This window comes from Kitasatospora fiedleri, assembly GCF_948472415.1.
GTDB lineage: Bacteria > Actinomycetota > Actinomycetes > Streptomycetales > Streptomycetaceae > Kitasatospora > Kitasatospora fiedleri.
Genome location: NZ_OX419519.1, coordinates 1,695,602 through 1,720,875, shown reverse-complemented (window position 1 = coordinate 1,720,875; position 25,274 = coordinate 1,695,602). Strand labels below are relative to the sequence as shown.

The 25,274-nt window shown below is 73.8% G+C and carries 21 protein-coding genes and 1 pseudogene; 17 read left to right on the top strand and 5 right to left on the bottom strand.

From position 1 onward, the window contains the following. Positions 1-278 precede the first annotated feature (278 nt). The 15 genes from QMQ26_RS08240 to QMQ26_RS08170 all read left to right on the top strand — a co-directional run bounded on the left by QMQ26_RS08240 (position 279) and on the right by QMQ26_RS08170 (position 17,508). Positions 279-1,034 (top strand): phosphocholine cytidylyltransferase family protein, encoded by a 756-nt coding sequence (locus QMQ26_RS08240; protein WP_282205250.1) that lies wholly within the window; start codon positions 279-281, stop codon positions 1,032-1,034. Beyond that, positions 1,022-2,083 (top strand): iron-containing alcohol dehydrogenase family protein, encoded by a 1,062-nt coding sequence (locus tag QMQ26_RS08235; protein WP_100835528.1) that lies wholly within the window; start codon positions 1,022-1,024, stop codon positions 2,081-2,083. The genes QMQ26_RS08240 and QMQ26_RS08235 overlap by 13 nt, the downstream gene beginning before the upstream one ends. After that, positions 2,061-2,891 carry a CDP-alcohol phosphatidyltransferase family protein gene (locus tag QMQ26_RS08230; protein WP_100835527.1) on the top strand — a complete coding sequence of 277 codons (831 nt, stop codon included), beginning with the start codon at positions 2,061-2,063 and terminating at the stop codon, positions 2,889-2,891. Before QMQ26_RS08235 ends, QMQ26_RS08230 begins: the two co-directional genes overlap by 23 nt. A 35-nt stretch (positions 2,892-2,926) precedes the next feature. Beyond that, entirely contained in the window at positions 2,927-3,772 is an 846-nt protein-coding gene (locus QMQ26_RS08225) for a glycosyltransferase family 2 protein (protein WP_282206466.1), read from the top strand. Between the two features lie 134 nt (positions 3,773-3,906). Continuing rightward, the gene (locus QMQ26_RS08220; RefSeq protein WP_111554326.1) at positions 3,907-4,848 is read left to right on the top strand and encodes an ABC transporter permease; all 942 of its coding nucleotides are present in this window, start codon (positions 3,907-3,909) and stop codon (positions 4,846-4,848) included. Positions 4,849-4,885: 37 nt separating this feature from the next. Beyond that, complete coding sequence (locus QMQ26_RS08215) at positions 4,886-5,647, top strand: ABC transporter ATP-binding protein (protein ID WP_111554476.1); 762 nt, start codon at positions 4,886-4,888, stop codon at positions 5,645-5,647. 186 nt (positions 5,648-5,833) lie between these two features. Next, positions 5,834-6,760, top strand: coding sequence for a squalene synthase HpnC (gene hpnC, locus QMQ26_RS08210; RefSeq protein WP_282205249.1), 927 nt, complete (start codon positions 5,834-5,836; stop codon positions 6,758-6,760). A gap of 41 nt (positions 6,761-6,801) precedes the next feature. After that, complete coding sequence (gene hpnD / locus QMQ26_RS08205; protein WP_282206465.1) at positions 6,802-7,659, top strand: presqualene diphosphate synthase HpnD; 858 nt, start codon at positions 6,802-6,804, stop codon at positions 7,657-7,659. A 94-nt stretch (positions 7,660-7,753) separates the two neighbouring features. Next, positions 7,754-9,151 (top strand): hydroxysqualene dehydroxylase HpnE, encoded by a 1,398-nt coding sequence (gene hpnE, locus QMQ26_RS08200; protein ID WP_282205248.1) that lies wholly within the window; start codon positions 7,754-7,756, stop codon positions 9,149-9,151. 86 nt (positions 9,152-9,237) lie between these two features. Then, on the top strand, positions 9,238-10,311 hold the full coding sequence (locus tag QMQ26_RS08195) for a polyprenyl synthetase family protein (RefSeq protein ID WP_282205247.1): 1,074 nt from the start codon (positions 9,238-9,240) through the stop codon (positions 10,309-10,311). A gap of 7 nt (positions 10,312-10,318) precedes the next feature. After that, positions 10,319-12,277 carry a squalene--hopene cyclase gene (shc, locus tag QMQ26_RS08190; RefSeq protein WP_282205246.1) on the top strand — a complete coding sequence of 653 codons (1,959 nt, stop codon included), beginning with the start codon at positions 10,319-10,321 and terminating at the stop codon, positions 12,275-12,277. A gap of 165 nt (positions 12,278-12,442) precedes the next feature. Next, complete coding sequence (locus tag QMQ26_RS08185) at positions 12,443-13,018, top strand: phosphorylase family protein (protein WP_282205245.1); 576 nt, start codon at positions 12,443-12,445, stop codon at positions 13,016-13,018. 3 nt (positions 13,019-13,021) lie between these two features. Next, on the top strand, positions 13,022-14,047 hold the full coding sequence (gene hpnH, locus QMQ26_RS08180; protein ID WP_282205244.1) for an adenosyl-hopene transferase HpnH: 1,026 nt from the start codon (positions 13,022-13,024) through the stop codon (positions 14,045-14,047). 124 nt (positions 14,048-14,171) lie between these two features. Continuing rightward, entirely contained in the window at positions 14,172-16,097 is a 1,926-nt protein-coding gene (gene dxs, locus QMQ26_RS08175; RefSeq protein ID WP_282205243.1) for a 1-deoxy-D-xylulose-5-phosphate synthase, read from the top strand. 19 nt (positions 16,098-16,116) lie between these two features. After that, the gene (locus QMQ26_RS08170; RefSeq protein WP_100835516.1) at positions 16,117-17,508 is read left to right on the top strand and encodes an aspartate aminotransferase family protein; all 1,392 of its coding nucleotides are present in this window, start codon (positions 16,117-16,119) and stop codon (positions 17,506-17,508) included. 36 nt (positions 17,509-17,544) lie between these two features. On the opposite strand, the gene QMQ26_RS08165 is transcribed toward QMQ26_RS08170, so the two are convergent. The 4 genes from QMQ26_RS08165 to fabG form a co-directional block, all read right to left on the bottom strand. Beyond that, entirely contained in the window at positions 17,545-17,796 is a 252-nt protein-coding gene (locus QMQ26_RS08165) for a DUF6343 family protein (protein WP_282205242.1), read from the bottom strand. A gap of 124 nt (positions 17,797-17,920) precedes the next feature. Further along, complete coding sequence (locus QMQ26_RS38205) at positions 17,921-18,787, bottom strand: phosphatase PAP2 family protein (RefSeq protein ID WP_404814094.1); 867 nt, start codon at positions 18,785-18,787, stop codon at positions 17,921-17,923. A gap of 460 nt (positions 18,788-19,247) precedes the next feature. Continuing rightward, entirely contained in the window at positions 19,248-19,439 is a 192-nt protein-coding gene (locus tag QMQ26_RS08150; protein WP_282205241.1) for a hypothetical protein, read from the bottom strand. A gap of 172 nt (positions 19,440-19,611) precedes the next feature. After that, complete coding sequence (gene fabG / locus QMQ26_RS08145) at positions 19,612-20,397, bottom strand: 3-oxoacyl-ACP reductase FabG (protein WP_100835513.1); 786 nt, start codon at positions 20,395-20,397, stop codon at positions 19,612-19,614. A gap of 507 nt (positions 20,398-20,904) precedes the next feature. On the opposite strand from fabG, the gene QMQ26_RS08140 reads away from it, so the two are divergent. Then, the gene (locus tag QMQ26_RS08140) at positions 20,905-21,705 is read left to right on the top strand and encodes a MarR family winged helix-turn-helix transcriptional regulator (RefSeq protein WP_282205240.1); all 801 of its coding nucleotides are present in this window, start codon (positions 20,905-20,907) and stop codon (positions 21,703-21,705) included. Between the two features lie 164 nt (positions 21,706-21,869). On the opposite strand, the pseudogene QMQ26_RS08135 reads toward QMQ26_RS08140, so the two are convergent. Beyond that, positions 21,870-22,708, bottom strand: a pseudogene (locus QMQ26_RS08135) (aldo/keto reductase). A 476-nt stretch (positions 22,709-23,184) separates the two neighbouring features. On the opposite strand from QMQ26_RS08135, the gene QMQ26_RS08130 reads away from it, so the two are divergent. Continuing rightward, a complete protein-coding gene (locus tag QMQ26_RS08130; RefSeq protein ID WP_282205239.1) occupies positions 23,185-25,176 on the top strand; it encodes an ABC transporter transmembrane domain-containing protein in 1,992 nt (663 codons plus the stop codon). Positions 25,177-25,274: the final 98 nt, after the last annotated feature.

Sequence of the window (25,274 nt, the reverse complement as noted above, 5' to 3'; positions counted from 1 at the left end):
GCGGGAGGACGGGACCACCGGCAGAAGTGTTCGACCGGCGGTCCACCCCGGTCACCGGACGTTCACCGACTTCCCCCGAACGATCACCGGCGCCGTGCGGGCCCGCGTTCTGGCAGGTCGCCGAGGTCGCCTACCATCAGTGACACCGGGCGGCCCGCAGCGGCCGCCCGCTCGGCGCGCCGCAGCCGCGGCCGCACCAGGCCCGCACGGCACCGACCGATCCGGAACGACCGGTCCGGATCGGCGCCCGCGGCACCCGAGAGAACGTGGAGTCCCGCATGATCGGCCTCGTCCTGGCCGCCGGCGCCGGCCGCCGGCTCCGCCCCTACACCGACACCCTGCCCAAGGCGCTGGTGCCGGTGGACGGGGAGCGGACGGTGCTCGACCTGACCCTGGGGAACTTCGCCGAGGTCGGCCTGCGCGAGGCGGCGATCGTGGTGGGCTACCGCCAGGAGGCGGTCCGCGAGCGCCGGGAGGCGCTGGAGCGCAAGTACGGCGTCAAGCTCACCCTGGTCGAGAACGACAAGGCCGAGGAGTGGAACAACGCCTACTCGCTCTGGTGCGCCCGCGAGCTGTTCGCCGAGGGCCTGCTGCTGGCCAACGGCGACACCGTGCACCCGGCCTCGGTGCAGCGCACCATGCTGGACGGCAACGACCGCCGGACCAAGGAGGGCCGGGCCCCCGGCATCCTGCTCGCGCTGGACACCGTGAAGAAGCTCGCCGACGAGGAGATGAAGGTCGTCGTCGACCCCGAGCTGGGGGTGCGCCGGATCACCAAGCTGATGGACCCGCTGGACGCCACCGGCGAGTACATCGGCGTCACCGTGATCAACCCGTCCGCCGCCGACGCCCTGGCCGACGCGCTGAAGGCGGTCTACGAGCGCGACCCGCAGCTGTACTACGAGGACGGCTACCAGGAGATGGTCGACCGCGGCCTGACCGTCGACGTGCAGCCGATCGGCGAGGTCTCCTGGGTCGAGGTCGACAACCACGAGGACCTGGCCAAGGCCCGGGAGATCGCGTGCCGGTACTGACCCGCCTGGTGCCCTCGCCGGTCTTCGTGGAGATCCGCGCGGGCGCCCTGGACTCGCTCGGCGGCATCCTCGCCGACCAGCGGCTGTCGGCCGGCGGCCGGATCGCGGTGGCGATCAGCGGCGGCTCCGGCGAGCTGCTGCGCGAGCGCCTGGAGCCGGCGCTGCCCGGCGCCGACTGGTACCGGGTCGCCGACGGCACCCTGGACAGCGCGGTGCGGCTGACCGACGAGATCCGCCGCGGCCACTACGACGCGCTGGTCGGCCTCGGCGGCGGCAAGATCATCGACGTGGCGAAGTACGCCGCGGCCCGGGTCGGCCTGCCGGTGGTCGCGGTCGCCACCAACCTGGCCCACGACGGCCTGTGCTCCCCGGTCTCCACCCTGGACAACGACGCCGGGCGCGGCTCCTACGGGGTGCCCAGCCCGATCGGCATCATCGTCGACCTGGACGTGATCGCCAAGGCCCCGAAGCGGTTCGTGGCGGGCGGGATCGGCGACGCGGTCTCCAACATCTCCGCCTGCGCGGACTGGGAGCTCTCGCACGCGGTCACCGGCGAACCGGTCGACGGACTGGCCGTGGCGATGGCCCGCTCGGCCGGCGAGAACCTGCTCCGGCACCCGGGCACCCTGGAGGACCCGGACCTGCTGACGACGCTGGCGGAAGCCCTGGTACTGTCCGGCATCGCGATGAACATCGCGGGCAGCACCCGGCCCAGCTCGGGCGCCTGCCACGAGATCTCGCACGCCCTGGTCGAGCTGCACCCCAAGCGACCCGGCCAGCACGGCGAACAGGTCGGCCTCGGCGCGGCCTTCGCCTGCCACCTGCGGGGCGAGCGGGACCTGTCCGGACTGATCGTGGAGCGCCTGCGCTTCCACGGCCTGCCGGTGACCGCCGATCAGCTCGGCTTCACCGAGGCGGAGTTCACCGAAGCGGTGCACTACGCTCCGAACACCAGACCGGGGCGCTTCACCATCCTCGAACACCTCGACCTCTCCGTCACAGACATCAGGGACGCGTACGCCGACTATGTCCAAGCCGTCAACAGCTGAACGCCCGCCGGTCGACCTCACCCGGCGCCCGTCGATCGAGGAACTGCGGGCGGTGATCCACCCCGAGGGCATGCTGCAGCGCCGTAGCGCGGAGCACTGGGCGGGCCGCCTCTACATGCGGCGGATCTCGCTGCGGATCACCCGGGTCCTGTCGACCTTCACGGTGATCACGCCCAACGGCCTGACCTACCTGATGATGCTCACCGGCATCCTGGCCGGCGTCGCCCTGCTGGTCCCGGGCCTGGCCGGCGCGATCCTCGGCGCCCTGCTGATCCAGGTCTACCTGCTGCTGGACTGCGTGGACGGCGAGGTGGCCCGCTGGCGCCGGCAGACCTCGCTGACCGGCGTCTACCTGGACCGGGTCGGCCACTACATGTCCGAGGCCGCGCTGCTCACCGGCCTGGGCCTGCGGGCCGCCGACCTGTTCCACCGCGAGGGCGCGCACGCCGCCTGGCAGTGGGCCTTCCTGGGCACGCTGGCCGCGCTCGGCGCGATCCTGATCAAGTCCGAGACCGACCTGGTGGACGTGGCCCGGGCCCGCTCCGGCCTGACCGCCGTCGAGGACAGCGCCTCGGTGCCGCGCTCGACCGCGGTCGCCAAGGCCCGCCGGGCCGCCTCGCTGCTCAAGTTCCACCGCCTGGTCGGCGCGGTCGAGGCGTCGCTGTTCATCCTGGCCGCCGGCATCGCCGACGCGGTCCGCGGCGACCTGTTCTTCACCCGGCTCGCCGTCGTGGTGCTGGCCGCCATCGCGGTGCTCCAGACCGTCCTGCACCTGCTGTCCATCGTGCTCTCCAGCAGGCTGCGGTGAGCGACGACTTCCGCCTCGGCGCGGTCATCATCACGATGGGCAACCGGCCCGCCGAGCTGAACGCCCTGATCGAGTCGGTGCGCGCCCAGCAGGGCCCGCCGGTGGAGCTCGCGGTGGTCGGCAACGGCGCCCCGCTGCCGGTCCTGCCCGAGGGCGTGCGCAGCGTCGAGCTGCCCGAGAACCTCGGCATCCCGGGCGGCCGCAACGTCGGCATCGAGCTGTTCGGCCCGGACGGCCGGGACGTCGACGCGGTGCTCTTCCTGGACGACGACGGCCTGCTGCCGAACACCGACTCGGCGAAGCTGCTGCGCGAGGCGTTCACCGCCGACCCGGCGCTGGGCATCGTCTCGTTCCGGATCGCCGACCCGGAGACCGGCACCACCCAGCGCCGCCACGTGCCCCGGCTGCGGGCCAGCGACCCGATGCACGGCTCCCGGGTGACCACCTTCCTGGGCGGCGCCAGCGCGGTGCGCAGCGCGGTCTTCCCGCAGGCCGGCCAGCTGCCCGCGGAGTTCTTCTACGCCCACGAGGAGACCGACCTGGCCTGGCGGGCGCTGGACGCCGGCTGGTCGATCGACTACCGCCCGGACGTCGTCCTGCACCACCCGGCGACCTCCCCGGCCCGGCACGCCGCGTACTTCCACAACGTGGCCCGCAACCGGGTCTGGCTGGCCCGGCGGAACCTTCCGGCCCCGCTGGTGCCTCTCTACTTGGGAACCTGGTTCCTGCTCACGGTGGCCCGCCGTCCCTCCGCCGAGGGGCTGAGGGCCTGGCTGGGCGGTTTCCGGGCGGGCTTCCGCGAGCCCTGCGGTCCGCGGCGGCCCATGCGATGGCGTACGGTCTGGCGTCTGACCAGACTAGGCCGACCTCCGATCATCTGATTGGATCAGTGCTTGATCGCCCGGTCGGTGAGCAACACCGGCCGGACCCCCGTGATCCAGTGGATCCCCCTCGGCGCAGGCCGGCGGACCCCCGTCGACCGGCCGCCCCGACCGATCCCGCGTGAAGGACGAATGTGTCGACAGTGAGTGAACCCGTCAGCCCCTCGGCCCCCAGGGGTGCGGACGCGGGCCTGACCCCCAAGCAGCTCGCGGACAGGTACGGCCTGTCGGTGAGCGGTGCCCGGCCTGGTCTGTTCGCGTACACCAAGCAGCTCTGGGCGCGACGCCACTTCATCTGGGCCTTCGCCACCGCCCGCCTGGTGGCCCAGTACACCGACGCCAAGCTCGGCCAGCTCTGGCAGGTGGTGACCCCGCTGCTCAACTGCGGCGTGTTCTACCTGGTCTTCGGCGTCATCCTGCGGAGCAAGGAAGGCTTCCCGGACGGCACCTACATCGCCTGGCTGTGCATCGGCGTCTTCATCTTCCAGTTCACCCAGAACGCGGTGCAGTCCGGCACCCGGGCGATCTCCGACAACCTCGGCCTGATCCGGGCGCTGCACTTCCCGCGCGCCAGCCTGCCGATCGCCTTCACCGTGATCCAGCTGCAGCAGCTGCTGATCTCGATGGTGGTGCTGGTGGTGACGGTGCTGGCGGCCGGCATCACCCCGGGCCCGACCTGGCTGCTGATCATCCCGGCACTGCTCCTGCAGACGCTGTTCAACACCGGCGTCTCGCTGGTCTTCGCCCGGATCGGCGCCAAGACCAGTGACATCTCCCAGCTCATCCCGTTCGTGATGCGGGCGTGGATGTTCCTGTCCGGCGTGATGTTCAGCATCCAGGACCGGGTCAGCTCCTGGCCGCGCGTGATCCAGGTGCTCTGCGACGTCAACCCGGCGTCGGTCTACATGAACCTGCTCCGGCACGCCTTCGCCCCCGTCATCTACAACCCGCACCAGCCGGTGCACCAGTCCCTGCCCCCGCACCAGTGGACGTACGGCATCGCCTGGGGCGTCGGGCTGTTCGTCATCGGATTCGTCTTCTTCTGGAAGGCCGAGGAGGAGTACGGCCGTGGCTGACACCGACCTGACCAAGACCTACGTCCAGGACGCCGACATGACGCGCCAGCCCACCGTGGTCGTCGACGACGTGCACATCGTCTACCGGGTGCACGGCGCGGGCTCCGGCAAGGGCAGCGCCACCTCGGCGCTGAGCCGCATCCTCACCCGCAAGCGCGCCTCCGGCGTCCGCGAGGTGCACGCCGTGCGGGGCATCAGCTTCACCGCCTACAGGGGCGAGGCGATCGGCCTGATCGGCTCCAACGGCTCCGGCAAGTCGACCATGCTGGCGGCCATCGCCGGCCTGCTGCCGACCGAGCGGGGCGGCATCTACACCAACGGCCAGCCCTCACTGCTGGGCGTCAACGCGGCGCTGATGAACGAGCTGACCGGCGAGCGCAACGTGGTGCTGGGCTGCCTGGCGATGGGCATGTCCCCGGCCCAGGTGCGCAAGCGCTACCAGAACATCGTCGACTTCTCGGGCATCAACGAGAAGGGCGACTTCATCTCGCTGCCGATGCGCACCTACTCCTCCGGCATGGGCGCCCGCCTGCGGTTCTCCATCGCGGCGGCGAAGACCCACGACGTGCTGCTGATCGACGAGGCGCTCGCCACCGGTGACCAGGGCTTCCAGCAGCGCTCCAAGGCCCGGATCAACGAGCTGCGCAAGGAGGCCGGCACGGTCTTCCTGGTCAGCCACGACAACAACGCGATCCGCGAGGTCTGCGAGCGCACAATCTGGATCGAGCACGGCGAGCTGATCATGGACGGGCACACCGACGAGGTGGTCCGCCGCTACGAGAAGGGCGAGCGCCCCTGAGCGGGGGCGGACCGCACGGCGCAGGGCCGGTGCGCGGGGAGCGGCTCCCCGGGCACCGGCCCTGCGCCGTGCGGCGGGTGAAGGCGCGGTGGCGGAAGCGTGTCCGTGGCGCGGTGGCGGTGCGGCCCGGTGTAGAACGGGGGAGTGACGGCAGTGTCGGATTCAACTAAGTCAGATAACCAGACAATGGCGGTGACGCTGGACAAGGCCGACCTGGAGAACTTCCCGGTCGCCCCCGGCTTCCTGCCCGCCGCCTGGCGCGGCGACCTGATGGCGGTCTACGGCTTCGCCCGCCTGGTCGACGACGCGGGGGACGGCGACCTCGCCGACCCGGCCGCCGTCGCCCGGCTGCTGGACGTGCCGGGCGCGCCCGCGGACGAGGGCTTCCGGCTCGCCCTGCTCGACGGCCTGGAGCGCGACCTCGACCGCGCCTTCGCCACCGCCCTCGGCGGCGACCGGTCCCCGCACGGCACCGTCCTGGGCACCGACCCGGCCGAGCCCCGGCACCCGCTGATGCGCCGGCTGGTCCCGCTGATCGAGCGGCACGCCGTCACCCCCGAGCCGTTCCGCCGGCTGATCGAGGCCAACCGGGTGGACCAGACCACCACCCGCTACCCCGGCTACGCGGACCTGCGCCACTACTGCACGCTCTCCGCCGACCCGGTCGGCCGCCTGGTGCTGGCGCTGGCCGGCCGGGCCACCCCGGAGCGGATCGAGCTGTCCGACGCGATCTGCACCGCGCTGCAGATCGTCGAGCACCTCCAGGACGTCGCCGAGGACCTCGACCGCGGCCGGATCTACCTCCCGCTGGAGGACCTGGCGGCCTTCGGCGTCACCGAGCGCGACCTCGCCGCCGACACCGCCTCCCGCGGCGTGCGCCAGCTGGTCGCCTGGGAGGCGAGCCGGGCCCGGACCCTGCTCGACCGCGGCGCGCCCCTGGTGGGTACGGTTCACGGGAGGCTCCGACTGCTGCTGGCGGGATTCACCGCCGGCGGGTACGCGGCCCTGGACGCCGTCGAGGCGGTCGGGTTCGACGTGCTCGCGCACCGGGCGAAGCCCGACAAGCGCCGCCTGGCCGGCCGGGCGGCGGCACTCTTCGTGAAGGGAAGGTGAGCGCCCGCGTGGGGGCATCACCACTGGCGTCCGCGCCGGTCATGGCGGCGTACCGGTACTGCGAGGCGGTCACCGCCCTACAGGCCCGCAACTTCAGCTACGGCATCCGGCTGCTGCCCGAGGCCAAGCGGCTGGCGATGTCGGCGCTGTACGCGCTGGCCCGCCGGGTCGACGACATCGGCGACGGCGAACTGCCCGACGGGCAGAAGGCCGAGGCACTGGCCCGCACCCGCGCCCTGCTGGACGAGGTCCGGGCGGGCGCCGTCGCCGAGGAGGACACCGACCCGATCAAGGTCGCGCTGGCCGACGCGGCCCGCCGCTTCCCGATCCCGCTCGACGGCTTCGACGAGCTGATCGACGGCGTCGAGATGGACCTCAAGGGCGTCGAGTACCGCACCTACGACGAGCTCAAGGTCTACTGCCGCTGCGTGGCCGGCTCGATCGGCCGGCTCTCGCTGGGCGTCTACGGCTGCGACGAGTGGGAGCGCGGCGCCGAGTACGCCGACACCCTGGGCCTGGCCCTGCAGCTCACCAACATCCTGCGCGACCTGCGCGAGGACGCCCTGAACGGCCGCACCTACCTGCCCACCGAGGACCTGGACCGGTTCGGCTGCCGGGCGGGCTTCGCCCCGGCCGCCCTCCCGGCCGACGCCGACTTCGCCGGCCTGGTCGCCTTCGAGGCCGAACGCGCCCAGCGCGCCTTCGAGGAGGGCCTGCGGCTGCTGCCGATGCTCGACCGCCGCAGCCGCGCCGCCACCGCCGCGATGGCCGGCATCTACCACCGCCTGCTCGGCCGGATCGCCGCCGACCCACACTCGGTGCTCCGCGGTCGGGTCTCGCTGCCCGGCTGGGAGAAGGCGTACGTGGCACTGTCCGGGCTCGCCGGAGGGCGTTCTTGATTCTCGCGCCAGTTCTGTCACGCTGTGTCAACAGGGAATCACGAGGCATGCGCACGTTGTTGTGCCCACCGTCCACTGCCGTCCGGGAGGGCCGATGAGCACGCCGACAGCGCCGCGCGAGCGCACCGCCGTGGTCGTCGGCGGCGGCCTGGCCGGGATCACCGCCGCCCTCCGCCTGGCCGACGCGGGCGTGCGCACCACCCTGCTGGAGGCCCGGCCCCGGCTCGGCGGCCTGGCCTTCTCCTTCAAGCGCGGCGAACTGACCGTGGACAACGGCCAGCACGTCTACCTGCGCTGCTGCACCGCCTACCGCGGCCTGGTCGACCGGCTCGGCGCCGACCGGCTGGTCGAGATCCAGCCCCGGCTGGACGTCCCGGTGCTCGCCCTCGCCCCCGACGGCACCCGCACCCTGGGCCGGCTGCGCCGCGCCGACCTGCCCGTCCCGCTGCACCTGGCCGGCAGCCTGGCCACCTACCGCCACCTGGGCCCGGCCGACCGGCTGCGGGTGGTGCGCGGCGCGCTCGCCCTGCAGCGGCTCGACCTCGCCGACCCGGCGCTGGACGACGTCTCCTTCGGCGACTGGCTGCGCCGGCACGGCCAGACCCCGGCCACCGTGGCCGCCGTCTGGGACCTGGTCGGCGTGGCCACCCTGAACGCCACCGCCGACCGCACCTCGATGGCGCTGGCCGCGATGGTGTTCAAGACCGGCCTGCTCTCCGACCCCGGCGCCGCCGACATCGGCACCGCCGCCGTCCCGCTCGGCGAGATCCACCACGACCGGGCGCTGGCCGAGCTGGAGCGGGCCGGCGTCCGGGTGCTGCTGCGCACCCGGGCCGCCGAGCTGAAGGCCGCCGAACCGCACGCCGTCCGGCTGGAGGGCGGCGAACTGCTCACCGCCGACACCGTGGTGCTGGCCGGCGCCCAGGACACCGCGGCCGCCCTGCTGCCGCCCGGCGCGATCCCCGACCAGCGGCGGCTGGCCGACTTCGGCACCGCCCCGATCCTCAACGTGCACGTGGTCTACGACCGGCCGCTGATCCGCCGCCCGTTCTTCGCGGCGCTCGGCTCCCCGGTGCAGTTCGTCTTCGACCGCACCCGGCACTCCGGCCTGGCCGTCCCCGGCGCCCAGTACCTGGCGCTCTCGCAGTCCGCCGCCGAGGACGAGATCGACCTGCCGGTCGCCGAGCTGCGCGCCCGCTACCTGCCGGAGCTGGAGCGGCTGCTGCCCGCGGCCCGCGGCGCCGGGGTGCTGGACTTCTTCGTCACCCGGGAGCGCACCGCCACCTTCGACCCGGCGCCCGGCACCGCCCGGCTGCGCCCCGGCGCGCGCACCGACCTGCCCGGCATCCTGCTCGCCGGGTCGTGGACGGCCACCGGCTGGCCGGCCACCATGGAGGGCGCGGTGCGCAGCGGCCACGCCGCCGCCGACGCCGCCCTGTCCGGCCACGGCCGGCTCCCGGTCGACCGGGGGGACGGGCGGTGGCCCCGATGACGCCGAGCCCCCACTCCCCGACCACCGACACCACAACCGGACGGCCGCCCGCCGCGGCCGGGCGGACGCACCGAGAGGGAACGCACGTGGAGGCACGCACCGGCTCGACGGTCGAGGACACCCCGACCGTCCTGGACCTGCTGGCGCGCGGACGCACGCTCTGCACGCCGCCGATGCGCGCGGCCATCGCCCGTTTGGCGGCACCGATGGACACCGTCGCCGCCTACCACTTCGGCTGGATCGACCGGGACGGCCGGCCGGCCGCGGGCGACGGCGGCAAGGCCGTGCGCCCGGCGCTGGCCCTGCTGTCGGCCGAGGCGGTGGGCGCCGACGCGCGGGTGGGCGTACCGGGCGGCGTGTCGGTGGAGCTGGTGCACAATTTCTCGCTGCTCCATGATGATCTGATGGACGGTGACGAGACACGCAGGCACCGGGCCACCGCCTGGACGGTGTTCGGCCCGGCCCAGGCCGTGCTGGTCGGCGACGCGCTCGCCACCCTCGGCACCGAGGTCCTGCTGGACGCCGCGGTGACCGGCGGGGCCGACCCGGCCGACGCCGCCCGCGCGGTCCGGCTGATCACCACCGCCACCCGGGGGCTGATCGACGGCCAGGCGCTGGACGTCTCGTTCGAACAGCGCGACGTCGTGACGGTCGAGGAGTGCCTGGCCATGGAGGGCGGCAAGACCGGCGCCCTGCTGGCGGCCTCGGCCGCGATCGGCGCCGTGCTGGCCGGGGCCGACGACCGGGTCTCCGGCGCGCTCCAGCGGTACGGCTACCACCTGGGCCTGGCGTTCCAGGCGGTGGACGACCTGCTGGGCATCTGGGGCGCCACCGAAGTGACCGGCAAGCCGCACTGGAGCGACCTCCGGTCGCGCAAGAAGTCGCTGCCGGTGTGCGCCGCGCTGGCCGAGGGGGGCGCCGCCTCCCGCGAGCTGGCCGCACAGCTGGCCGACCCGACCGGCCGCGGCGAGGAGAGCGAGCAGGTGCTCGCCGCCCGCGCCGCGCTGATCGAGCAGGCCGGCGGCCGGGCCTGGACGCAGGAAGAGGCCCGCCGCCAGTACGACACCGCCCTCGCCGCCCTCGGCGAGGTGCCCATGGCCGACGAGGTGCGCGAGCACTTCGTCGCACTCGCCGAATTCGTGGTGGTCAGAGAGAGGTGACGTAAGAGTGACAGCAACCGCGGGTGGAAGGCTCGGACCCCAAACCTCAGTTGCCTTAACACGATCTGACGATTCCTCACCCGCGGCGGCGCTCAGCCGTGCCACCGCACACCTGCTGTCACTCCAGCACGCCGACGGCTGGTGGAAGGGCGACCTGGAGACCAACGTCACCATGGACGCCGAAGACCTGCTGCTCAGGGAGTTCCTGGGCATCCGCACCGAGGAGCAGACCCGGGCCACCGCGGCCTGGGTCCGTTCCCGCCAGCGGGAGGACGGCACCTGGGCCACCTTCCACGGCGGCCCGCCCGAACTCTCCACCACCGTCGAGGCGTACGTCGCCCTCCGGCTCGCCGGGGACGCGCCGGACGCCCCGCACATGCGGGCCGCCGCCGCCTTCGTCCGCGAGCGCGGCGGCATCGCCGCCAGCCGGGTGTTCACCCGGATCTGGCTCGCCCTGTTCGGCTGGTGGCCCTGGGAGAAGCTCCCCGAGCTGCCGCCCGAGGTGCTGTTCCTGCCCAGCTGGGCACCGCTGAACATCTACTCCTTCGGCCAGTGGGCCCGGCAGACCATCGTCCCGCTCACCGTGGTCTCCGCGCACCGCCCGGTCCGCCCCGCCCCGTTCGGCCTCACCGAGCTGCACACCGACCCGGCGAACCCGTACCCCGAGCGCCCGCTGGCCCCTCCACACACCTGGGACGGCCTGTTCCAGCGGCTCGACCAGCTGATGCACCGCTACCACCGGCACGCCATCAAGCCGGTGCGCCGCCTGGCGCTGCGGCAGGCCGCCGGCTGGATCATCGAGCGGCAGGAGGCCGACGGCTGCTGGGGCGGCATCCAGCCGCCCGCCGTCTACTCGCTGATCGCCCTGCGGCTGCTCGGCTACCGGCTCGACCACCCGGTGATGAAGGCCGGACTCGCCGCCTTCGACTCCTTCACCGTCCACACCGAGGACGGCAAGCGCTGGCTGGAGGCCTGCCAGTCCCCGGTCTGGGACACCTGCCTGGCCGCCATCGCGCTGCGCGACGCCGGACTGCCCGGCGACCACCCCGCGCTGGTCCGGGCCGGCGGCTGGATGCTCGACGAGGAGATCACCACCCGCGGCGACTGGGCCGTCAAGCGCCCCCGGCTGGCCCCCGGCGGCTGGGCCTTCGAGTTCGAGAACGACACCTACCCGGACGTGGACGACACCGCCGAGGTGGTCCTCGCGCTGCGCCGGATCGACCACCCCGACGCCGCCCGGCTGGACGGCGCCGTCGAGCGGGCCGTCCGCTGGAACCTCGGCATGCAGTCCAAGGACGGCGCCTGGGGGGCCTTCGACGCCGACAACACCAGCAAGCTCCCCAACAAGCTCCCGTTCTGCGACTTCGGCGAGGTCATCGACCCGCCCTCGGCGGACGTCACCGCGCACGTGGTGGAGATGCTCGCCGAGACCGGCCGCGCCCGGGACCCGCGCACCCGGCGCGGCGTCGCCTGGCTGCTGCGCCACCAGGAGGCGGACGGCTCCTGGTTCGGCCGCTGGGGCACCAACTACATCTACGGCACCGGCTCGGTGGTGCCCGCGCTGATCGCCGCCGGGATCGCCCCCGGCCACCCCGCCGTCCGGCGCGCCGTCGCCTGGCTGACCGACCGGCAGAACCCGGACGGCGGCTGGGGCGAGGACATGCGCTCCTACGAGGACCCGGCCACCTGGGCCGGCCGCGGCGAGTCCACCGCCTCGCAGACCGCCTGGGCGCTGATGGCGCTGCTCGCGGCCGGCGAGCGCGACTCCGAGCCGGTCGCCCGCGGCGTCGCCTGGCTCACCGCCACCCAGCGCGGCGACGGGACGTGGGACGAACCACAGTTCACCGGCACCGGCTTCCCCTGGGACTTCTCCATCAACTACCACCTGTACCGGCTGGTCTTCCCGGTCACCGCGCTCGGCCGCTACGTGCACGACGCCCCGCTCGGCCGAGCGGGTGAACGATGAGCGAACGGAGTGAGCCCATCATCGAAGGGACCGCGGGCGCGGAGCGCCCGCCCCACGAGACCGGGGCGGACGCGTGAGCGCCCCGCTGCTGGTGCTGTGCGCGCTCGGGCCCGAAGCCTGGGCGCTGCGCGGCGGTGACTGGTCCGGCGCGGTCGGCGGCCCCCGGTGCTGACCCGCACCGGCATGGGCCGCCGGGCCGCCGGGCGGCAGGCCGCCGCCCTGCTCGACGCCGGCGGCTACGGCGCGCTGCTGGTCGCCGGGTTCGGCGCCGCGCTCGGGCCCGGGGTGCGCCCCGGCGAGGTGATCGTCGCCGACCGGGTCACCGACGCCGAGGGCGGCGACCACCCGCTGGCCTCCGCACCCGCGCTGGCCACCGCCCTGGAGGAGGCCGGCCTGCGGGTCCACCTCGGCACCCACCGCACCGCCGACCACGTGGTGCGCGGCGCCGAACGGGCCCGGCTGCACCGCGAGGGCGCGCTCGCCGTCGACATGGAGGCCGCCGCCGTGCTGGCCGCCCGGGCCGCGCACGCCCCCGACCTGCCCGCGGCCGTGCTGCGGGTGGTGGTCGACACCCCCGAGCGGGAACTGATCCGCCCCGGCACCCTGCCCGCCGGGGTGCAGGCCTGGCGGACCCTGCGCGCCGCCGTCCCCGCCCTCACCGCGTGGCACCGGCAGGCCGTTGCCGCGCCCGCCCAGCCGACGAACCCACAGCCCTCGACGCTCCCCCAGGAGGCGAGCTAAGCCATGGCCATGCCGCTGCGCCAGACCGTCCGCGTGTCCACCTACCTCATGCAGCAGAAGATCAGGGGCCGGAAGAAGTTCCCGCTCATCGTCGAGCTGGAGCCGCTGTTCGCCTGCAACCTCAAGTGCGAGGGCTGCGGGAAGATCCAGCACCCGGCGGGCGTCCTCAAGCAGCGGATGCCGGTCGCCCAGGCGGTCGGCGCGGTCCTGGAGTGCGGGGCCCCGATGGTCTCCATCGCCGGCGGCGAGCCGCTGATGCACCCCCAGATCGACGAGATCGTCCGCCAGCTGGTGGCCCGCCGCAAGTACGTCTTCCTGTGCACCAACGCCCTGCTGCTGCGCAAGAAGCTGGAGAAGTTCACCCCTTCGCCGTACTTCACCTTCGCCGTCCACATCGACGGCCTGGAGGAGCGGCACGACGCCTCGGTGGCCAAGGAGGGGACGTTCGCGGAGGCGGTCGAGGCGATCAAGGAGGCCAAGCGGCGGGGCTTCCGGGTCACCACCAACTCGACCTTCTTCAACACCGACACCGCGCAGACCGTGGTCGAGGTGCTGGACTTCCTCAACGACGACCTCAAGGTCGACGAGATGATGATCTCCCCGGCCTACGCCTACGAGAAGGCCCCCGACCAGGAGCACTTCCTCGGCGTCGAGCAGACCCGCGAGCTGTTCCGCACGGCGTTCGCCGGCGGCAACCGGCGGCGCTGGCGGCTCAACCACAGCCCGCTCTTCCTGGACTTCCTGGAGGGCAAGGTCGACTTCGAGTGCACCGCCTGGGGCATCCCCAACTACTCGCTGTTCGGCTGGCAGCGCCCCTGCTACCTGATGTCGGACGGCTACGTCCCCACCTACCGCGAACTGATCGAGAAGACCGACTGGGACAAGTACGGCCGCGGCCGCGACCCGCGCTGCGACAACTGCATGGCCCACTGCGGCTACGAGCCGACCGCGGTGCTCGCCACCATGGGCTCGCTCAAGGAGTCGATCCGCGCCGCCCGCGAGACGCTCGCCTCGCCCAAGGCGGTCTGACCGGCCGTCAGCCGGCCGCCCGCGCCCGCGCGGGCGGCCCACGCCGACAGGCGACCGCGACCGCCGGGCCGCAGGCTGGACACCGACAGTCCACGCACACCGAACCAGCCGTGAGGGGTACGCCATGCCACTGCTGAGCCGGATCACCGGGCCCGCCGACCTCCGAAGCCTGCACCCCGAGCAGCTGCCGCTGCTCGCCGACGAGATCCGCGACTTCCTGATCGACGCCGTCACCCGCACCGGCGGCCACCTCGGCCCCAACCTCGGCGTGGTCGAGCTCAGCATCGCCCTGCACCGGGTCTTCGACTCCCCGCACGACCGCGTGCTGTGGGACACCGGCCACCAGGCGTACGTCCACAAGCTGCTCACCGGCCGGCAGGACTTCGGCCGGCTGCGCGCCAAGGACGGCCTGTCCGGCTACCCCTCGCGGGCCGAGTCCGAGCACGACCTGATCGAGAACTCGCACGCCTCCACCGCGCTCGGCTACGCCGACGGCATCGCCAAGGCCAACCAGCTGCTCGGCGTCGACCGCTGCACCGTCGCGGTGATCGGCGACGGCGCGCTCACCGGCGGCATGGCCTGGGAGGCGCTCAACAACATCGCCGAGGCCGAGGACCGCCCGCTGGTCATCGTCGTCAACGACAACGAGCGCTCCTACGCGCCGACCATCGGCGGCCTGGCCCACCACCTCGCCACCCTGCGCACCACCCGCGGCTACGAGCGCTTCCTCGCCTGGGGCAAGGACGCCCTCCAGCGCACCCCGGTGGTCGGACCGCCGCTGTTCGACGCGCTGCACGGCGCCAAGAAGGGCTTCAAGGACGCCTTCGCCCCGCAGGGCATGTTCGAGGACCTCGGCCTCAAGTACCTCGGCCCGATCGACGGCCACGACATCGCCGCCGTCGAGCAGGCGCTGCGCCAGGCCCGGCACTTCGGCGGGCCCGTCATCGTGCACTGCCTGACCGTCAAGGGCCGCGGCTACCGGCCCGCCGAGCAGGACGAGGCCGACCGCTTCCACGCGGTGGGCCCGATCGACCCGTACACCTGCCTGCCGGTCTCCCCGTCCGCCGGCGCCTCCTGGACGTCCGTGTTCGGGCAGGAGATGCTCGCGCTCGGCGCCGAGCGGCCCGACATCGTGGCGATCACCGCCGCGATGCTGCACCCGGTCGGGCTCGGCCCGTTCGCCGCGGCCCACCCCGGGCGCACCTACGACGTCGGGATCGCCGAGCAGCACGCGGTGGCCTCCGCCGCGGGCCTGGCCACCGGCGGGCTGCACCCGGTCGTCGCGGTCTATGCGACCTTCCTGAACCGGGCCTTCGACCAGGTGCTGATGGACGTCGCGCTGCACCGGCTGGGCGTCACCTTCGTGCTCGACCGGGCCGGGGTCACCGGCAACGACGGGGCCTCGCACAACGGCATGTGGGACATGTCGGTCCTCCAGGTCGTCCCCGGGCTGCGGCTGGCCGCCCCGCGCGACGCCGACCGGCTGCGCGAACAGCTCCGCGAGGCCGTCGCCGTCGAGGACGCCCCCACCGTGGTGCGCTTCCCCAAGGGCGACCTCGGGCCCGCGATCCCGGCGGTCGAGCGGATCGGCGGCGTCGACGTGCTGGCCCGCACCGGGCCCAGCCCCGACGTGCTGCTGGTCGCCGTCGGCCCGATGGCCGCCGCCTGCCTGGACGCCGCCGCGCTGCTGGCCGCCGACGGGATCACCGCCACCGTGGTCGACCCGCGCTGGGTCAAGCCGGTCGACCCCGCCCTCGTCGCGCTGGCCGCCGCGCACCGGATGGTGGTCACCGTCGAGGACAACGGCCGGGCCGGCGGCGTCGGCGCGGCCGTCGCCCAGGCCATGCGGGACGCCGAGGTCGACACCCCGCTGCGCGACCTGGGCATCCCGCAGGAGTTCCTGGCGCACGCCTCGCGCGGTGAGATCCTCGAGGAGATCGGGCTCACCGGCACCGGCGTCGCCGCCCAGACCGCCGCCTACGCCCGCCGCCTGCTGCCCGGCACGCGGAGCGGCGCCCAGGAGTACCGGCCCAGGGTGCCGCGCAAGTGACCGATTGGAGCGAACCAGCGTGACCCAGGCCGAACCGCTCGACCTCGCCGCCCTGCTCGACGCCCGGGGCGGCGAGCGCTACGAACTGCACGCCCGCTACCTCAACCCGCAGCTGCCCCGGATGCTGCACACCATCGGCTTCGACCGGTACTACGAACGCGCCAAAGGCCCGTACTTCTACGACGCCGAGGGCAACGAGTACCTCGACATGCTCGCCGGCTTCGGCATCTTCGCGCTCGGCCGGCACCACCCCGCCGTCCGGTCCGCGATCGAGCAGGTGATGGAGCTGGAGACGGCCGACCTGACCCGCTTCGACTGCTCCCCGCTGCCCGGCCTGCTCGCCGAGCAGCTGATCGCCCACGCGCCCGGCCTGGACCGGGTGTTCTTCGGCAACAGCGGCACCGAGGCGGTCGAGACGGCGCTCAAGTTCGCCCGGTACGCCACCGGGAAGCGCCGCGTCCTGTACTGCGACCACGCCTTCCACGGCCTGACCGCCGGCTCGCTGTCCGTCAACGGCGAGGGCGGCTTCCGCAAGGGCTTCGACCCGCTGCTGCCCGACACCCCGGTCCCGCTCGGCGACCTGGCCGCGCTGAAGAAGGAGCTCAAGAAGGGCGACGTCGCGGCGCTGATCGTCGAGCCGATCCAGGGCAAGGGCGTGCTCGCCCCGCCGCCCGGCTGGCTGGCCGCCGCCCAGGCGCTGCTGCACGAGCACAAGGCGCTGCTGATCTGCGACGAGGTACAGACCGGCGTCGGCCGCACCGGCACCTTCTTCGCCTACCAGGCCGAGGAGGGCGTCCACCCCGACCTGGTGTGCGCCGCCAAGGCGCTCTCCGGCGGGTACGTGCCGATCGGGGCGACGCTCGGCAAGTCGTGGATCTTCGAGAAGGTGTACTCCTCGATGGACCGGGTGCTGGTCCACTCCGCCAGCTTCGGCTCCAACGCCCAGGCGATGGCGGCCGGCCTGGCCACCCTGCACGTGATGCGGCAGGAGGGCGTGGTGGAGAACGCCGCGAAGGTCGGCGAGCTGTTCCGGACCAGGCTGGCGGCGCTGACCGAGCGGTACGAGCTGCTCGCCGAGGTGCGCGGGCGCGGGCTGATGATCGGCATCGAGTTCGGCCGCCCCAAGTCGCTCAAGCTGCGCACCGGCTGGACGGCGCTGCAGGCCGCCCGCAAGGGCCTGTTCGCACAGATGGTGGTCGTCCCGCTGCTCCAGCGGCACCGTATCCTCACCCAGGTCTCCGGCGACCACCTGGAGGTGATCAAGCTGATCCCGCCGCTGATCGTCACCGAGAAGGAGGTCGACCGCTTCGTCGACGCCTTCACCGAGGTGATGGACGACGCCCACCGCGGCAGCGGCCTGATGTGGGACTTCGGGCGGACCCTGGTCAAGCAGGCGGTCGGCTCGCGCTGACCGGGCCCGCGGCACCGGCCTGACGGCGCCGCGGGCTCACAGCTCGGTGCGGCGGCGGCGCACCACGACCCACAGGTCCGCCGCCGCCACCAGGGTCAGCACCCCGCAGCCCACCGCGAACACCACCAGCGTCCCGCTGCTGGGCGCGCCGTGCGGGGAGGCCAGCGCGGCCCACACCGCGAACCCGGCCGTGCACAGCGCGAAGAACGGCACGAACAGCACCGACAGCAGGAACCGCAGCTTCAGGTCACTGCGCGCGGTGACCGGCTCGCTCCCGCTCCGCCACACCTTCGGCGTCCTGGCCCGCCGCATACGCAACCGCCTCCCTCGTACCCTTCCAGGGTAGGACCCCTCGCGGGGCACCACCCTTTCGGGAACGGGGAGGCGGGACGATGGACGACCGGCTGGACGACTACCCGGGGCTGCCGGTGGAACCGGCCCGGGCACTGGCTGCCGAGCGCGGCTGGCGCACCGTGCGGGTGCTGGCGCCGGAGGCGCTGCTGACCATGGAGTACCGCTCGGACCGGCTCAACCTGACGGTGTGCGACGGCGTGGTGGAGCGCGCCTGGGCGGGCTGAGCTGAGGACGGCAGCGGGTGCGGCGGCCACGCCGGGCGGGCCGCCGCCGTCGGGCGGGGCCGGGGCGCGGCGGCCGGGCGGGCGAAGCGGCCCTCCCGGTGCCAGGCGGCCAGCACCCGCCGGTCCAGCGCGGCGACGGCCGGCTCGGCCAGCGGCAGCGAGAGCAGCACCAGCGCGCCCGCCGCCCAGCCCGCGAACACGTCCGAGATCCAGTGGGTGCCCAGGTAGACGGTGGTCAGCCCGATCGAGGCCGCGGTGAGCCCGGCCAGCACGGTGCCGGTGCGCCGCCAGCGGGTGGCCAGGTAGGCCAGCACGCCCCAGGTGACCACGGCGTTCGCGGTGTGTCCCGAGGGGAAGATGCTGCCGCCGGAGAACAGCTCGGGCGAGCCCACGTAGTGCGCGTAGTGCGGGCCCAACCGGCCGGTCAGGATCTTCACCCCGCCGACCGTGACGTTCAGCAGCAGCAGCGCCATCCCCATCACCAGCAGCGGCCGGGCGGAGTGCGCGCGGTAGCAGCGCCAGCCCAGCCACAGGCAGGCCGCGATCGCGGTCGGGCCGCGCTGTCCGGCGATCACCCAGATGTCGAGGTAGGGCAGCGCCCCGGGCCACTGCCGGTACGGCCGCAGCTGCTGCAGGGACCAGTCCAGGTCGACCAGCGGGGAGTCGTACAGGATGGCCAGGACCACCGCCAGGTAGAGCACCCCGACCAGGCCGAAGAGCAGGGCGTGCCGCCGACTGATCGACGGGAGCGCGGAATCGGTCGTTCCGGTGAGGGAACCGTGTCCGGATCGGACCGGAACCGTGCGCGGTGCGGTCGATATCGGTTGCTCGGGGGATTCGGGCTTGGCTGGCACGGCCTCGACATTACCGGTCGGCCCGGAGAGACCCGGGCTATTCGGCCGATCTGTCACCCGGCGGTGACGTGTCGTCCCCGGGTTCTCCATAGCGGCAGTTCAACCCCCGGGGCCGCGGCGGGGGAAAGGGGCGGAGGGTGGGGGAAATCACGCTCCCCGGCGCTCCGGAGCGCCGCATTCCGGCGGTTTCTCCAATAGGCCGGAGGGTAGTGCGGGAACGAATGAGGCGGCCGATTTCCCGTGACCCAGGTCACTTCCGGGTCGCTTCCGGGAAATCGGCCGCCGATTCGAACGGGCGGCGCCGGGTTCAGGGCAGCAGCCGCTCGACGGCCGCCGCGCCCTGCTCCTCCAGCTGCTTCTTGGCCTTCGCGAGCAGCTTCGGGGTGGGGGTGCGCCCCGAGGCCATCACCAGGTCCTCGGGGTCGACCGGGTGCTCGGCCCCGGTGTGCAGCAGGTTGTCGGGCGTCGGCATGGACTCGCTGTCCGTGGAATCGGTCATCAAGATCCTCCGTGGGTGGAGCGTCGGAGGGACCGGCCCGGCCCCTCCGACGGGGCGCGCCCGCCGCCGGGCCGGCGGCGGGAGGTCTGCCATCGAGTCTGGACCCGGGCCCCGGGCGGCGCACCACGAACGCGCCGCGGGCGTGTCGCGCGCCGCCCGTCCGGCCGTCCGACTAGTCGAGCGGGCCGCCCGCGACGTAGATGACCTGGCCGGAGACGAAGCCGGCACCCTCGGAGGCCAGGAAGGAGATGGTGTGCGCGATGTCGTCCGGCACGCCGACCCGCTGGACCGGGATGGCGGAGGCGGCGGCCTGCTTGAACGCCTCGAACTCCATGCCGACCCGGGCCGCGGTGGCCGCGGTCATGTCGGTGGCGATGAAGCCGGGGGCGACCGCGTTGGCGGTGACGCCGAACTTGCCGAGCTCGATCGCCAGGGTCTTGGTGAAGCCCTGCAGGCCGGCCTTGGCGGCCGAGTAGTTGGCCTGGCCGCGGTTGCCCTGGGCGGAGGAGGAGGAGAGGTTGACGATCCGGCCGAAACCGGCCGCCACCATGTGCTTCTGCACCGCGCGGGTCATCAGGAAGGCGCCCTTGAGGTGGACGTTCATCACGGTGTCCCAGTCCGACTCGGACATCTTGAACAGCAGGTTGTCGCGGAGCACGCCCGCGTTGTTCACCAGCACCACCGGGGTGCCCAGCTCGGCGGCGATCCGGTCCACCGCGGCCTGCACCTGCTCCGCGTCCGAGACGTCCGCGCCGACGGCCAGCGCGCGGCCGCCCGCGGCCTCGATCGCCTCGACGGTGTCCTTGGCGGCGTCCTCCGCCAGGTCGACCACGGCGACGGCGTAACCGTCCGCGGCCAGCCGGAGCGCGGTGGCCGCTCCGATCCCACGGGCCGCACCCGTCACGACGGCCACCCGCACCGGAGCGTCGGCGGTCACGGACGTGCTCTGCTCGGTCATCTTCGTACTCGTCTCTCTCGAAGTCGGACGACGGGACCGGCGCGGGCCGGTGACCCGTGGATGAGAAATAAAGGGGGTGCGCACAGCGCAGCCCGGCAACCTTACCGACGGGTAGGGTTTCCGACCAGGGGCAGCGCCGCAGGTGACGGAGGGTGAGGGCGAGAAGCGGCCGAGCGGGTGAACCGGATTGGTCGTGGACCCGACATACGGGGGAAATATGCCAACTTCGCCGAACCTGCGACTACTCTGCGCCCCTACCTGCCAGTCCAGGCCGACCGTTTGTATAGTGTGCGCCAGCAGCCACCGGCTGCACGGCCGGCGCGTCCTCACTCACAGCGGGATGCTCACTCGCCGTTACTGCCCCGCTCGGGTGTCCCACACACACCCGGGCGTGACACCGGGACGGATTTCATGGTGCTGGGGGAGATCCCGACAACCCGCGTGCCCGGCCGACTGCAGCAGTCGCCCGGTCACCTCATCCGCGTGGCCCAGCAGGTGCACACCCGCTTGTGGTCCGAATACGTCGGTACCGAGCTGACGGCCCCGCAGTTCGCGGTGCTGCTGGTACTGGCCCTGGAGCCCGGAGCCGACCAGCGCACGGTCGGCGAACGGGCCTCGCTCGACAAGGCGACCATGGCCGAGATGGTCGCCCGGCTGGTCCGGCGGGGCCTGGTGCTCCGCCGCCGGGACCCGGCCGACGGCCGGCGCAAGCTGCTGGCCCTCTCGCAGAACGGCGCTCAGGCCGTCCGCGAGGCGACCGGCGGCGTGGTCCGGGTCCAGCGGACCCTGTTCGAGCCGCTCAGCCCCGAGGAGCAGCAGGAGATCGTCCGGGTGATGGCCCGGATAGCCCGGCTGGAGCCCTCCGCGGTCGCCGTGATGGGGGACGCCCGGCCCACGCTGGACGCCCAGCGGGCCATCGGCTACCTGATCCGGGTCGCCCAGCAGGTGCACACCAAGCTCTGGTCGGAGAAGGTCGGCACCGACCTGACGGCACCTCAGTACGCGGTGCTGGACGCGCTGGAGACCGAGCCGGGCGCCGACCAGCGCACGGTCGGCGAGCTGGCCTCGCTGGACAAGGCGACGATGGCCGAGATGGTCAGCCGGCTGGTCCGGCGCGGCCTGGTGCTGCGCCGCCGCGACCCCTCGGACGGGCGCCGCAACCTGCTCTCGCTCTCCCCGACCGGCCAGGAGCTGCTGCACCGCTCCACCGCCGGGGTCCGCGAGGTCCAGGAGGCGCTGCTCTCCCCGCTGGAGCCGCAGGAGCACGCGCAGGCGCTCGCCCTGCTCGCGAAGGCGGCCCGGCTGTAACGATTCTGCAAAGCGTCGCCCGGTCGTTCGGGCGGCGACCGCGCCCCGGACGGTCACGCGGCACCGCCCGGGACGTGTCGGAAGGGGCCGACACCCTCGGGTGTCGGCCCCTTCCGACGTTCACGGACCCGCTCCCTGCTGACTCTGCGTCAGCGGACGGGGCGTCAGTTCCAGTCGAAGGCGGCCGGGTCCGGGCCGATCCGCTGCCCGGTGGCGATCCCGTCGATCGCGGCCAGGTCCTCGGCGTCCAGCTCGAAGCCCGTGACGTCCAGGTTCTCCCGGATGCGGGCGGGGTGACCGACTTCGGGATGGCGATCACGCCGGACTGCAGGTGCCAGCGCAGCACCACCTGGGCCGCGGTGCGGCCGTGCTTGGCGGCGACGGCCAGCAGGGCGGGCTCGGCCAGCAGGTCCTTGCCCTGGCCCAGCGGGCTCCACGCCTCGGTGGCGATGCCGTGCTCGGCGTGCAGGGCGCGCAGCTCGGCCTGCGGGAAGTAGGGGTGCAGCTCGATCTGGTTGAGCGCCGGCTTCACCTCGGCCTCCTTGAGCAGCAGCTCCAGGTCCGGCACCCGGAAGTTCGAGACGCCGATCGCGCGGACCCGGCCCTCGGCGTGCAGCTGCTCGAAGGCGCGCCAGATGTTCAGGAAGGTGTTGCCGTGCATCGGGCGCGGCCAGTGGATCAGGTACAGGTCCAGCCGGTCGAGGCCGAGGCGGCCGAGCGACTCGTCGAAGGCGCGCAGCACCCGGCCGCGGCCCTGCTCGCCGGACCAGTCGACGGTGCCGGAGTTCCACAGCTTGGTGGTCACGAACAGCTCGTCGCGGGCCACGCCGGACTCGGCGATCGCCTGGCCGGTGCCCGTCTCGTTCTCGTAGACCGCGGCGGTGTCGATCGAGCGGTAGCCGGCCTCCAGCGCGGTGCGCACCGTCGGGACGGCCTCTTCGTCCGGCACCTGCCAGACGCCGAAGCCGAGCTGCGGGATTCGCACGCCGTTGTTCAGTGCGATCGAGGGGACCGCGGGGACCGCCCCGGCCGAGGGGGTCGAGGTGGTCGGGGGTACTGCGGGGGTGCTGGTCACGGAAGGAGTGCCCTTCGGTTGCGGTTGGCTTCTGCTTCTCTGCTTCCGGAGCGGTGGCAACGGCGGTGAACTCCGGCTTATTCCCCGCACCGGAGAGTTCCCGGAACGGATGAAAGTGGACGGGGCCGACGGCCGGATCGGGCCGATCCGCCGGAAAACCTGTTGCGTGCGTCACAGCGTGACGGCCAGGCTCACCGCATGTGACGAGCTGACCACGCCTTCCGCCGCGCACCTCCGACGCGCCGGAGCCCGCACCGGGCCCGGCCGACCGACGCCGCCCGCCCGTGTTCCCCCGGCCGGGCCGCCGCCCCGCCCGGACGTCCTCCCTGCTCTCCCTGCTCCCTGTCCTGTTCCGTCCCGTCCGGGCGTTCCCCTGCCCGTCCCGTCCCCGTAACGGAGCGACCATGCCGCTCGTCCCCCTTCCGCTGTCCGATCCCGGCAGCCCGGACCTCAGTTCACCGCTCGGATTCCTGCGCTGGCTCGGCCGGGCCCAGCGCCGGGGCCAGTCGCTCGCCACGCTGTGGTGCACCCTGGAGCTCGGCTCGATGGCCGCGCTGCCCGTCGCGGTCGGCCGCGGCGTCCAGGCCGTCGTCGACCGGGACACCCGCGCCCTGCTGACGGCCGGGCTGCTCGCCCTGCTGCTGTCCGCCACGCAGACCGCGATGACGGTGCTGGTGCACCGCCAGGTGGTGTGGAACTGGATCCACGCCGCCTCCCAGGTCCGCCAGTTGGTGGCCCGCCAGGCCTCCGCGCTGGGCGGCGGCCTGAGCCGGCGGATCGCCACCGGCGAGATCGTCGCCGTCTCCAGCGGCGACGTCGAGAAGATCGGCTGGTACGTCGAGCTCACCGCCCGGTTGCGCGGCGCGGTGCTGGCCTGGCTCGGCGTCAGCGCCGTGGTGCTGTGGCGCCAGCCCGGCCTCGGGCTGGCCGTGCTGCTCGGGGTGCCCGTGCTGGCCGCCGCGGTGTGGCCGCTGCTCGGGCCGTTCGAGCGGCGCTACACCGAGCAGCGGGCGCTCGGCGGCCGGGCCTCCGAGTTGGCCGCCGACACCGTGGCCGGGCTGCGGGTGCTGCGCGGCATCGGCGGCGAGGAGTTGTTCCTGCGCCGCTACCGGGCCGCCTCCCAGCGGGTCCGGGCCGCCGCCGTCCGCACCGCCCGCACCTGGGCGGTGATGCAGGCCCAGGAGGTGCTGCTGCCCGGCCTGTTCGTCATCGGCGTCACCTGGTACGGCGCCCGGCTGGCCCTCGACGGGTCGATCGGCGTCGGCGAGCTGATCGCCGTCTACGGTGCCACCGCCTTCCTCGCCGCCCCGCTGCGGGTGATCGGTGAGGCCGCGCACGCCTGGAGCGTCGCCCGGGTCTCCGCCGGGCGGGCGGTCAAGGTGCTCTCGCTGACCCGCGAGGGCGGGGCGACCGGGGGTGGTGGTGACGGAGCGTCAGATCGGGTCGGCGCGGGCGGCGTTGACGTGCCGGGCGGGGCCGGCTCGGACGGGGCGGTGGACGTGGACGGCGCGGGGGTGGCGGCCGGCTCGGCCGGGGTGGCGGAGTTGGTGCGCCGGGCCGCGCGGTCGGACCTGCACGACCCGGTCAGCGGGCTGACCGTCCGGGCCGGTCGGCTGACCGCCGTGGTCTGCGGGGACCCGGACGCGGCGGGGGAGTTGGCGGCCCGGCTCGGCGGGCGGCCGGTGCTCGCCGAGGGCGAGCGGGCCAAGCCCTCCGTCCGGCTCGGCGGGGTCGCCCTGGACGGGGTGCCGCTGGCCGCCGTCCGGGCGGCGGTGCTGGTCCACGACAAGGAGCCGGTACTGCTCTCCGGCACCCTGGCCGACCTGTTCGACGTCCCCCGCTCCGGCCGGATCGGACCCGCCGAGGCGCTGGCCGCCGCCCGCGCGCAGGACGCGCTGGAGGCGCTGGTCGAGGGCTCGCCCGAATGCGCGGGCGACCCGATGGCGGCCCGGATCACCGAGCGCGGCCGCTCGCTCTCCGGCGGCCAGCGCCAGCGCCTCGCGCTGGCCCGCGCGCTGGTGGCCGACCCGCCGGTGCTGGTGCTCGACGAGCCGACCAGCGCCGTCGACGCCCACACCGAGGCGCGGATCGCCGCGGGCCTGCGCGAACTGCGGGCCGGGCGCACCACGGTGGTCTTCGCCACCAGCCCGCTGCTGCTCGACCAGGCCGACACCGTCCTGCTGCTCCAGCGGGGCCGGGTCGCCGCCACCGGCACCCACCGCGAGCTGATGGCCGCCGAGCCGCGTTACCGGGCCGTCGTCACCCGGGACGAGAGCGCGCCGCCGGAGACCGGCGCGCCGGAGCCGGTGGGCGCGCCGGGGGCGGTGGGGCCGGGCGGTCCGGCGGAGGCGGCCGAGGTGCCGGTGGGCTCGGCGCTGCCGGGGGGTGCGGAGTGAGCGGGCACCCGTCCGGCTCCCGATCCGCCCCGGCGGCCGACCGCCGTCCGGACGTCCGGCCGATCCGCAGTCGTAGCTGTGGCCGCAGCCGTGGCCGT